The 11,235-nt window shown below is 69.6% G+C and carries 8 protein-coding genes; 3 read left to right on the plus strand and 5 right to left on the minus strand.

Going from position 1 to position 11,235, the window contains the following annotated elements; genetic code table 11:
- Positions 1-131: 131 nt before the first annotated feature.
- From IY392_RS05760 to IY392_RS05775, 4 genes are read right to left on the minus strand one after another with little or no spacing between them, the layout of a single operon-like run.
- Positions 132-1,412 carry an MFS transporter gene (locus IY392_RS05760; protein WP_231750277.1) on the minus strand — a complete coding sequence of 427 codons (1,281 nt, stop codon included), beginning with the start codon at positions 1,410-1,412 and terminating at the stop codon, positions 132-134.
- Positions 1,409-2,743 carry a M20/M25/M40 family metallo-hydrolase gene (locus IY392_RS05765; protein ID WP_194860747.1) on the minus strand — a complete coding sequence of 445 codons (1,335 nt, stop codon included), beginning with the start codon at positions 2,741-2,743 and terminating at the stop codon, positions 1,409-1,411. The genes IY392_RS05760 and IY392_RS05765 overlap by 4 nt, the downstream gene beginning before the upstream one ends.
- A complete protein-coding gene (locus IY392_RS05770; protein ID WP_107758126.1) occupies positions 2,740-3,924 on the minus strand; it encodes an alanine racemase in 1,185 nt (394 codons plus the stop codon). The genes IY392_RS05765 and IY392_RS05770 overlap by 4 nt, the downstream gene beginning before the upstream one ends.
- A gap of 36 nt (positions 3,925-3,960) precedes the next feature.
- A complete protein-coding gene (locus IY392_RS05775; RefSeq protein WP_194860748.1) occupies positions 3,961-4,599 on the minus strand; it encodes a TetR/AcrR family transcriptional regulator in 639 nt (212 codons plus the stop codon).
- 130 nt (positions 4,600-4,729) lie between these two features.
- Between IY392_RS05775 and IY392_RS05780 the strand changes: the two genes are divergently transcribed.
- The 3 genes from IY392_RS05780 (at position 4,730) to IY392_RS05790 (ending at position 10,846) form a co-directional block, all read left to right on the plus strand.
- Complete coding sequence (locus IY392_RS05780; RefSeq protein WP_194860749.1) at positions 4,730-6,064, plus strand: D-arabinono-1,4-lactone oxidase; 1,335 nt, start codon at positions 4,730-4,732, stop codon at positions 6,062-6,064.
- 84 nt (positions 6,065-6,148) lie between these two features.
- Positions 6,149-6,844, plus strand: coding sequence for a hypothetical protein (locus IY392_RS05785; RefSeq protein WP_194860750.1), 696 nt, complete (start codon positions 6,149-6,151; stop codon positions 6,842-6,844).
- Between the two features lie 126 nt (positions 6,845-6,970).
- Positions 6,971-10,846: a multifunctional oxoglutarate decarboxylase/oxoglutarate dehydrogenase thiamine pyrophosphate-binding subunit/dihydrolipoyllysine-residue succinyltransferase subunit gene (locus tag IY392_RS05790; protein ID WP_231750278.1), complete on the plus strand. Its 3,876-nt coding sequence runs from the start codon at positions 6,971-6,973 to the stop codon at positions 10,844-10,846.
- 93 nt (positions 10,847-10,939) lie between these two features.
- Here the strand turns inward: IY392_RS05790 and IY392_RS05795 are convergent.
- The coding region (locus tag IY392_RS05795) for a glycine betaine ABC transporter substrate-binding protein (RefSeq protein WP_304511140.1) at positions 10,940-11,235 on the minus strand (296 nt) is incomplete at its 5' end.

Below are 11,235 nucleotides of genomic sequence, written 5' to 3' on the forward strand. Positions count from 1 at the left end.
GCTCTGCGGCGGGCTCGGCCACGGGCTCTGCTGCGGGCTCGGTGGTGTCTGGGGCGCTGGCGGCGGTCTCGACCTCGTCGCCGGCAGTGGCGGTACGGTCCTCGTTGTCGTTGCTCATGAGAAGACTCATGCTACGGCGTCGACGACCCCGTCCGCGACACCGCGGCGCTGGTCACTCCCCCGTCGCCGTCCCGGCCGAGGCGCTCATGCGTCTCTCTGGCGAACACCCACGGCACCACCGCGGCGAGGAGCAGCGCCCCGGAGAGCACGAATCCGGCGGTGTAGCCGAACCCGTCCACGACGAGGCCCACCAGCACCGGACCGAGGATCGCTCCGGAATCACTCGCCATCTGGAAGGTCGCGAGAACCTTACCCCCTGCGCGATCCGCACCGATCACGTCCGCGACGGAGGCCTGCTGCGCGGGATTGAGCACCCCCGCGCCCATTCCCGCCACGACCGAGGCCGCCACGAGGAGGGGAACCGTATCGCACCAGCCCAGCGCCAGCGTTGACACCCCGGAGACCACCAGTCCACCGATCACCAGTGGTCGTCGTCCGTACCTGTCCGACAACCACCCCGCCACCGACACGACGGCCGCGGTGCCCACGGCGAAGGAGGCCAGCGCGGTGCCGGCGACACCGGCGCCGGCGTCGAAGTTCGCGGCGGCGAAGAGTGGGACGATCGCCACGCGCACGCCGAAGGAACTCCACCCGTTGGCGAAGCTGGACACGAGCGCGGCGCGGTATCCGCTGTCGCGTAGAGCCTCCCGCACCGGGAGCGCCTCCTGCTCGGGCATCCCGTCGTCCGCCGAGGGCCGGCGCCCTCCTCGCAGGAACACCGCCACCACCCCGGTCGCGACGAGCAGGGTGACGGAGTAGACGAAGAACGGCACCCGCATGCCGAACCCGGCGAGCAACCCGCCGAGAACCGGCCCGCCGATGTTGCCGATCAGGAACGCGGTGGCGTACAGACCGGCGATACGTCCCCTGGCGCCGGGGGGTGAGAGGCGGGTGAGCAGCGCCATGGCCGAGATGGTGAACATCGTCGACCCGAGCCCCCCGAGCCCCCGGAACACCAGCAACTGCCAGTAGGACTGGGCCATACCGGTGGCCAGAGTCGACACGACGACGATGAGCAGGCCCGACATGTAGACCCAGCGTTCGCCCAGGCGGTCCACGAGGAACCCACCGGCGGGGGCGAACACCAGACGGAAGAAGGCGAAGGCGCTCACGACCACCGACGCGGCGGTCACCGAGACGTCGAAGCTCCGCGCGTATTGCGGGAGCACGGGGGCGACGAGACCGTAGCCGACCGCCACGGCGAACGCGGCGGCGACCAGCACCCACACATCCGCGGGTAACGGGGTCCGCGGTTGCGCGGTCCGACGCCTTCCGGAGAACGGTCCTCTCACGCCGACCGGAGCACCCGGGCGAGGACGTCCGCGCCGAAGTGCAGGGCGTCGACGGGGACCCTCTCGTCGACGGCGTGGAAGTGGCCGAAGACGTCGAACTCGTCCGGGACCCTCAGCGGGACGAAACCGTACCCGTGGATCCCCAGAGGAGCGAGGTGCTTGTTGTCCGTGCTGGCCGGCAGGAGGTACGGGACGACAAGGGCTCCGGGGTCGGACGCCAGGACCGCCTCACGGATGACGGAGACCAGCGGATCGTCCGCGGGCGCGGCGATCGGCGGTTGCCAGATCCAGTCGACCGCGACGTCGGGCCCGAGCTCGGCCTCGATCTCAGCGCGGAAGGTCTCCTCTCCCCCGGGCAGTACGCGACAGTCGATCTCAGCGAACGCCTCGGAGGGGATGACGTTGGTCTTGTACCCGGCGGACAGGATGGTCGGCGACGCGGTGTGCGAGAGCGACGCCTCCACCAACGGGCCGAAATGCCCGAGCACGCCGAGGTGCGCGGGCAGGTCCGCGACGTCGCCACTCGTCCCGGCGAGCTCACCGACCGCGGAGGCGAGGGCGGTGTTGGCCTCCGTCGGTGCGACGGGGAAGTGGCGGCTCGCGACCCGGTGTACGGCACCGGCGATCGCGGCGACGGCGTTGTCGGGGGTCGGACGGGACGCGTGGGCGGCGGCGCCCTTCGCGCTCACCCGAGCCCAGGCGACGCCCTTCTCGGCGACCGCGATCGGGTAGAGCCGACGTCCGGACACCGGGACGGACCACCCGCCGACCTCGCTGAGCGCGTGGGTCATTCCGTCGAAGATCTCGGGGCGTTCGCGTACCACCCACTGTGCCCCCATCGTCCCCGCGGCCTCTTCGTCGGCGAAGAAGGCGAGTAACAGGGGTCTGCGCGGCACGATCCCCTCCCGGCGGTAGTGGCGCACGACGGCCAGGATCATGCCGATCATGTTCTTCATGTCGACGGTTCCCCGGCCGTAGAGCCAGCCGTCACGGATCTCCCCCGCGAACGGCGGGACCGACCAGTCCTCGGCGACGGCGGGCACGACGTCGACGTGGCCGTGCACCACGAGGCCTCCGGCGACGGCATCGGACCCGTCCACCCGGGCGAACAGACTGCCGCGGCCGGGCACGGACTCCACCAGTTCACTCGGGATGCCCACCTCGTCCAGGTACTCGGCGATCCGTCGGCACACGCGGGTCTCGCCGTCACCGATCGAGGCGGGGTCGCCGGTGTTGGTCGAGTCGATGGAGACGAGGTCGGCGGTGATCGAGACGGCCTCGGAGTGCAGGAGGGCCCGCATCTCGTCGGTCATCGGCATGGTGTCCGTCATCCGAAGCACTTCCCTTCCCCACGGTAGGTGGGCCAGCGGTCCACCACCGCGGACCCCTGTGCAGTGTCGTCCACCACGTGGAGCGTGTCGAACCGCTCGCAGACCTCGCCTGCCTTCGCGTGACGCCACCAGGCGCGGTCCCCGATCGCCACGTCCCCCCGAACCGGGGTCTGCACCTCGCCGGCGCCCTCCCTGCCGAGGTAGCGCAACCCCGTGGGGAGGGCGGGGACCGGCAACCGGTCCGGCCCCGGCGCCCCGGAGGCCACGTACCCGCCGTAGAGGAACGTCGTCAGGCCGCGCGCCGGGGTGCGGACGGCGGGCAGGGCGTAGAACAGCGAGGGGCGAGGGGTGAACGACCGATAGTGGTCGAACAGCCCGGGGACGAAGAGACCGGATCCGGCGGTCACCTCGGTGACCGCCGGGTCCGCTGCGCTCTCGGCGATCGAACCGGATCCGCCCGAGTTGACGATCTCCGGCCGCTCGCCGGTGAGCCCGGCGATCACGTCGGCGACCGCGTGACGCACTCCCAGGAGACGGCGCATGGACAGGCGCTTGACCAGTCCCACGCCCCGGACGTCGTCGGGGACGCCGGCGACCTGCGCCTCGTAGAACATCGCGCCGACCACCCTGAAGCCCATGTCGACGGCGCGACGGACGAGAGGCTCCACGTCGACCGGACTCCGCAGCGGGGACCGCCTCACACCCAGGTGGAGCGGCCCCAACCGGAGCGAGGCGTCCACGTCGACACACACCCTCGCGCCGCCCGCACCCGACTCCCGGGCGATCTCCAGATGGCGTTCGTCGTCGACCATCAGCGTCACCGCCCCGAGCGCGGCCGGATCCGCGCCCAGCCGACCGAGCGCGCCACGGTCGACCGAGGGGTACCCGAGCAGGACGTCTCGACAGCCCGCCTCGACGAGCCACAGGGCCTCCGCGAGCGAGTAGGCCATGATCCCGCGCACCGACTCGTCGCCGCGGAGCCCCGGGCCCAGGACCTCCTCGAGCACACCGCGCGACCTCACGGACTTGCTGGCGATGCGGATCCGTGTCCCGCCCGCCCGGCGCCGGAGATCGGCGAGGTTCGTCCGCAGGGTGGGCAGGTGGAGCGCCGCGAGCGGTGCGTCGAGCCCGGTGGTGGCGACGTCGACCGCCTCCACGGCGTCGCTCGCGCGTCCGGACATGGTCCCGGTCACCCCCTCTACCCTCACCGGGTCGACCTAGTCGCCGTCGATCGGGTGCGCGTCCGCGACCACGAGGTCGACCGCCCGGTGGAGGAGAGCGATCGCCTCGTCGTCATCCCGGCAGATCTGCCAGCGCAACCCGATCCCCGCGACCGTGGCCTCGACGACACCGACCATCTCGTCGAGTCCCATGCCCCAGCGCATACCCGCGGACTGTGCGGTCCGCTCGAGGACGGACCGGATGATCTCCTCGTTGGACTCCTGCTGATGACGGGCCAGACCGATCTCCGGTGACCCGTGTGTGCGCAGCGAGTAGGAGACGATCTCGTAGGTGAGGAGCTGACGGTCCGGAGAGGCGGAGATGACGGCCCAGATCAGGTCGATGGCCTCGTAGAGCCTCCGGCGCAGCCCCTCCCTGCCGAGGGCGCCCGAGCCGAAGTCGACGTTGATGAACGCCCTGGCCGCCTGGTGGACCTCCGAGTTGACCGCACCGATCACCTCGCGGAGGAGTTCCTCCTTGTCGGTGTAGCAGTAGTGCACCACTCCCAGGGAGACGCCGGCGCGCTCCGCGACACCGCGGACGGTCACCGCTCCGAGCCCGTAGTGTTCGGCGATCTCGAGGGCGGCCCGGAGGAGCTGCGCTCGGCGCTGATCGGATGGCAGGCGTCTGGTCACTCGTCCATGGTACGACGACGACGAGGCGACGGGCGCACTACACCTCACGCCCGGCCTGCGACCGAACCTGCATCTGGTCTCTTGTCCAGATCGGCCCCGGGACCCGCCCCGGGAGGTAGCCTCTGCACCCATGACGACCTCGACCACGCGGTGGCACAACTGGGCCGGAAACGTTCTCGCCTCGCCGTCGGGCCGGTCCGACCCCACGACGGTCGCCGAGGTCACCGGGGTCGTGACCGCGGCCGCCGAGCGCGGCTCCAGGGTCAAGTGCGTGGGTGCCGGACACTCCTTCACCCCCGCCGCAGCGACCGACGGGGTGCTGATCTCGCTCGACGACCTGACGGGGATCGAGTCGATCGTCCCGACCCGCGATCCCGAGGGGAACGTCGACGGGGCGGACGTGACCGTCTGGGCGGGTACCCGACTCCACCGGCTCGGCCCTCTGCTCTGGGACCTCGGGCTCGCCCAGCCGAACCTCGGCGACTTCGCCGAGCAATCGCTGGCGGGCGCGGTGTCCACGGGCACCCACGGCACGGGCCGCACCGCCGTCGGCCTGCCGGCCACCGTGGTCGGACTGCAGATCGTCACGGCGGACGGCTCCGTCCTGGACTGTTCGCGCGAGGCGGATCCCGACGTGTTCGAGGCGGCCCGCCTCGGGATCGGAGCGATCGGGATCATCACCAAGTTGACCATTCACTGCGTGCCGGCGTTCGCACTGAGCGCCGAGGAACACCCCTGGACCCTCACGGCCGCACTCGCCGATCTCGAGGGCTTCGCGAGCTCCGCCGACCACGCGGAGTTCTTCTGGTTCCCGCACACCGATGCCGTCACCGTCAGACGCAACACCAGGTTGCCGGGTGACGCGGACCTGCGTCCCCTCGGCCGCATCCGCGAGCTGTTCGCCGACGAGTTCCTGTCCAACGAGGCCTTCGGTGCGCTGTGCCGGACGGCCGCACGCCGGCCGACGCTGACCCCCCGACTCAACCGCGTCGCCGCACGCGCGATGTCGGCCCGCGCGTACACCGATCGCAGTTACCGGGTCTTCGCCTCCCCGCGGCGGGTGCGCTTCCGCGAGATGGAGTACGCGGTGCCGGTGGCCGCGGCCACCGGCGTGCTCGGTGACCTGCGCGACATGATCGACCGCACCGGCGTCGTCACGCCGTTCCCCGTCGAGGTGCGGTTCGCCGCGGCGGATGACGTGTGGTTGTCGACCGCCTACCGGCGGGATGTCTGCTACGTCGCGGTCCACCAGTTCCACCAGATGGACCACACCGAACTCTTCCGGTCGGCCGAGGAGATCTTCCTCGCGGCGGACGGTCGGCCCCACTGGGGCAAGATGCACACCAGGACCGCCGCCGACCTCTCGGCCACCGTCCCTCACTTCGACGACTTCGTCTCGGTACGCGACCGACTCGACCCGGACAGAATCTTCGCGAACCAGTACACCGAACAGGTCCTGCCGTAGGAGGCGGGACCACCTGAATCTCCGTACCGTGGGGTGACGGACAGGGTCAGCCGTTCCTGTCGCGACCACCCTCGAGGAGTTCCCGTGCCAGAACGCGTCCCCGCCGAAACCGACGTCTCCGGTCCGCTCGCAGGAATCGCCACCGGGGCCCTGCGCAAGGCGATTCGGAGCCAGGCCGGGGCCGCGAAGGGTTATGTCCGCACGCTCCGCCGGAGCCACCCCGACGAGAGTCCGGCACGGATCCGCGAGCGGCTCGACTCCCGCTTCCTCACCGCCGTCACCGCGTCCGGCGCCGCCGTGGGGGCGACGGCGGCCGTGCCGGGGGTGGGCACCGTGCTCGCGTTCGGCGCGATCGGCGCCGAGTCGCTGGTGTTCATCGAAGCCGCGGCGTTCTACACCCTGGCCGTCGCGGAGGTGCACGGCATCGACGTCAAGCTCGGCGAGCACGAGGAGCTGCTCGTCATGACCGTGATGCTCGGCGCATCGGGCACCGCGATCCTGGCCAACGCGGTGAGCACGAACGGCGGTGCCTCCGCAGGCGGATCACTCGCCGGAAGGTCGCTCGGTCTCCCCGGCCTCAAGGAGGTCAACCGGCGCATGGTGTCCCGGTTCGCCCGGAAGTTCGCCGTCAAGAGGGCCACCCTCGCCATGGGCAAACTGGCCCCCGCCGGTATCGGCGCGGCCGTGGGCGGCTGGGGTAACCGGCGGCTGGGCCGGACCGTCGTCAACGCGGCGGCGACCACCTTCGGCACCCCGCCCGACAGCTGGCCCACGAGCTGAGCGCCGTCCATCCGGACGCCGCATCCCCCTGTCAGGTGAGATCGGAAGGCCCCGAACGCGCGGAAGGTCTAGCCTGGGTCCATCGCGTGTGAAACCCACCACAAATCAGGAAGGCACCACAACATCGTGAGCAAAACCGTCTCACAGTTCGGACAGAACCAGTGGCTCGTCGACGAGATGTACGAGCGGTTCTCCAAGGACCCCTCCTCAGTGGACGAGTCCTGGCACGAGTTCTTCGACGCGAACCCCGGGGCAGCCACCGGCCGCGATGCGTCGAAGGGCTCGTCCGGAGCCGGGCCGGCGTCGGACGGGGGTGACACACGAACCGGTGGGAAGAACAACGGCGACGGTAGCGGTGGCGGGAAGAAGGGCAAGAAGGTCTCCGCCGACGCATCCGGGGGCGACAACGCCACCCCCGACGCCAACACCCAGAAGACCTCCGAACTGACCGTGGCCGACGTGTCCCCGGAGTCCTCGGCGAAGGACGTGGCCGCCAAGCCCGCCGACGACAGCACCCCCGCGCGCAAGGCCCGCGGTCAGGGCGTGCCCGCCCCGGTCCGGTCGACCGAGAAGCGCAAGAAGGACGACGCCCCGGCCGCGAAACGGACCACCAGACCCGAGTACGCACCGCCGGAGGAGCCCGAGAACAAGGTTCTCCGCGGCCCGGCGAACGCCATCGTCAAGAACATGAACGCGTCGCTGTCGTTGCCCACGGCCACCTCCGTCCGTGCGGTCCCGGCGAAGCTGATGATCGACAACCGGATCGTCATCAACAACCACCTCAAGCGCACGCACGGCGGGAAGATCTCGTTCACCCACCTCATCGGGTACGCCATGGTGCAGGCCGTCAAGGCCTACCCGAACATGAACAACTACTTCGAGGAGATCGACGGCAAGCCCAACGTCGTCACCCCGAACGGGATCAACCTGGGCCTGGCGATCGACATGAAGACCAAGGCGGGGCGCACCCTCGTCGTGGCCGCCATCCGGAACTGCGAGAGGCTCGACTTCCGCGGCTTCCTCGACGCCTACGAGGACATCGTCTCCCGCGCCCGCGTCGGCAAGCTGACGATGGAGGACTTCTCGGGCGTCAGCATCTCCCTGACCAACCCCGGTGGTATCGGCACGGTCCACTCGGTCCCGCGTCTCACCCCGGGGCAGGGCGCGATCCTCGGCGTCGGCGCGATGGAGTACCCGGCGGAGTTCCAGGGTGCGAGCGACGAACAGCTGGCCAACAACGCCATCGGCAAGATCACCACGCTCACCTCGACCTACGACCACCGGATCATCCAGGGGGCGGAGTCCGGCGAGTTCCTGCGCGAGATCCACCGCCTCCTGCTCGCCGACGAGTTCTACGACGAGATCTTCGACGTCCTGGGCATCCCCTACGAGCCGGTCCGGTGGCGCCAGGACATCACCGACCCGCGTGTGGACAAGGACGCCCGCGTCCTCGAACTCATCGCGGCCTACCGCGACCGCGGTCACCTCATGGCGGACATCGATCCGCTGGACGGTCGGCACGCCCAGCGTCGGCGGACCTTCCATCCGGATCTCGACGTCAACTCGCACGAGCTGACCCTCTGGGACCTGGACCGGAAGTTCTCCGTGGGCGGGTTCGTCGGCAAGGACAAGATGCGTCTGCGCGACGTCCTCTCGGCGCTCCGCGCGGCGTACTGCCGCAAGATCGGCATCGAGTACACCCACATCCTCGAGAACGACCAGCGTCAGTGGATCCAGGACCGGCTCGAGGGCGTCGACGACAAGCCGACGGTCGCCGAGCAGAAGTACATCCTGTCGAAGGTCAACGCCGCCGAGGCGTTCGAGACCTTCCTGCAGACCAAGTACGTCGGTCAGAAGCGCTTCTCGTTGGAGGGTGCGGAGTCGGTCATCCCGATGATGGACGCCGTCATCGACGAGGCCGCCGAGTTCGCCCTCGACGAGGTCGTGATCGGGATGCCGCACCGCGGGCGTCTCAACGTGCTGGCCAACATCGTGGGCAAGCCCTATCGCCAGATCTTCACCGAGTTCGAGGGGAACATGGACCCCTCGGCCGCTCACGGCTCCGGGGACGTCAAGTACCACCTCGGCGCCGAGGGGATCCAGTACCAGATGTTCGGGGAGAACGAGATCAAGGTCTCGCTCACCGCCAATCCGTCGCATCTCGAGGCCGTCGACCCCGTCCTGGAGGGGATCGTGCGCGCCAAGCAGGACCTCATCGAGGACCCGGAACGGCGCGCGGAGTACCCGGTCGTGCCGCTCATGCTGCACGGTGACGCCGCGTTCGCCGGACAGGGCGTGGTCGCGGAGACCCTGAACCTCTCCCAGATCGACGGCTACCGCACGGGCGGCACGATTCACATCGTCGTCAACAACCAGATCGGCTTCACCACCGCGCCGGAGGCCGGCCGGTCGAGCCAGTACGCCACGGACGTGGCCAAGATGATCGGCTCGCCGATCTTCCACGTCAACGGCGACGATCCCGAGGCCTGTGTGCGGGTGGCCCGGTTGGCCATGGACTTCCGCCAGCAGTTCAAGAAGGACGTCGTGATCGACCTCGTCTGCTACCGCCGCCGCGGGCACAACGAGGCCGACGACCCGTCGATGACGCAACCGCGGATGTACGAGGTCATCGACGCCAAGAAGAGCGTCCGGCAGTCCTACACCGACGATCTGGTCGGCCGCGGCGACATCACCGAGAAGGAGGCGGAGAACGCCCTCCGCGACTTCCAGGGGCAGCTCGAGCGGGTCTTCAACGAGGTCCGTGAGCTCGAGAAGCACCCGGTCAAGGCCTCCGAGTCGATCCTGCCCAACCAGCCGCTGCCCAAACGCCTGGTGACGGCGGTGGACGAGTCGGTCATCCACGCCATCGGCGACGCCTTCGGCAACCTGCCGGAGGATTTCCACATCCACTCGCGGGTCAAGCCGGTCTACGAGGCGCGCCAGAAGATGGCCTACAACGGCAACATCGACTGGGCGTTCGCCGAACTGCTGGCGATCGGCTCGCTGGTGCAGGAGGGCCGGACCGTGCGTCTGGCCGGGCAGGATTCGCAGCGCGGGACCTTCACGCAGCGCCACGCCGTGGTGGTCGACAAGACCACGTCGGAGCCGTACTCGCCCCTGCAGAACCTCGAGGACGCCGAGGGCCGCTTCGAGGTGTGGAACTCGGCGCTGACCGAGTTCGCCGGCGTCGGGTTCGAGTACGGATACTCGGTCGGGGACCCGGAGGCGCTGGTGTTGTGGGAGGCCCAGTTCGGCGACTTCGTCAACGGTGCCCAGACCATCATCGACGAGTACATCTCCTCCGGCGAGGCCAAGTGGGGCCAGAAGTCCTCGGTCACCCTCCTCCTCCCCCACGGACACGAGGGCATGGGACCGGACCACACGTCGGGTCGCATGGAGCGTTTCCTGCAGCTGTGTGCGGAGGGGTCGATGACGGTCGCGCAGCCGTCGACACCCGCGAACTACTTCCATCTCATGCGTCGTCACGCCACGGACGGGATCAAGCGTCCGCAGATCGTCTTCACCCCCAAGTCGATGCTGCGCAACAAGAAGGCCGTCAGCGCCCTCGAGGACTTCACGACGGGCAAGTTCCGCTCGGTTCTCGACGATCCCACCTTCGTCGACGGTGGTAAGGACCCGGAGAAGGTCACGACCATGCTCCTGGTCTCCGGCAAGCTCTACTACGAGCTGGCGGCCCGCCAGGAGAAGGAAGGCCACGAGCACATCGCCATCGTGCGGCTCGAACAGATCCACCCGATCCCGTTCCGCCGACTGCGCGAAGCGCTCGGGCACTACCCGAACCTCTCCGAGGTGCGGTGGGTGCAGGAGGAACCGGCCAACCAGGGCGCGTGGAGCTTCCTCGCCCTCAACCTGCCGGAGGTCATCCCGGAGTTCCCCGCGATCAAGCGGGTGTCGCGGCGGGCCATGGCCGCCACGTCGACCGGGCTGAGCAAGGTCCACGCGGTCGAGCAGAAGGCGCTCGTGGACGAGGCGTTCGCCTGATCGTCGCCGGGGGGTGAACCCCGGCGACGATCAGTCGCCCCCCACCGGGGCACTGGGTCCGCCGCCCGGAGACGGGCGGCGGCCCGGAGCAGGTCAGTAGTCGTGGGAGTCGAGCCAGAAGTCGGCGAGAGCGGTCGGGGTGGACGTCCCGAACTCCACCCCGAGCAGCAGTTCCCGGACGTCGTCGGTGGTCAGCTCTCCGCTGATCCGGTTGACCAGGGCCAACTGGTCCTCCGAGAGCGAGCCCTTGCGGAACACCGGGACGAGGTGTTGGGCCAGGATGGCGTCCTCGTCGTCGTCCAGCACCACCATGTCGTCGGGATACAGCACCGGGTCGGTCGACTGGACCAACCCCACCCCGATCTCGCCCGCCCGCAGCGCCTCGAGGA

Source organism: Dietzia sp. SYD-A1 (assembly GCF_015356725.1).
GTDB lineage: Bacteria > Actinomycetota > Actinomycetes > Mycobacteriales > Mycobacteriaceae > Dietzia.

Coding starts and splice junctions, on each gene's coding strand:
- IY392_RS05780 (WP_194860749.1), top strand. CDS start 4,730: ATGACGACCTCGACCACGCGGTGGCACAACTGGGCCGGAAACGTTCTC.
- IY392_RS05765 (WP_194860747.1), bottom strand. CDS start 2,743: ATGACGGACACCATGCCGATGACCGACGAGATGCGGGCCCTCCTGCAC.
- IY392_RS05770 (WP_107758126.1), bottom strand. CDS start 3,924: ATGTCCGGACGCGCGAGCGACGCCGTGGAGGCGGTCGACGTCGCCACC.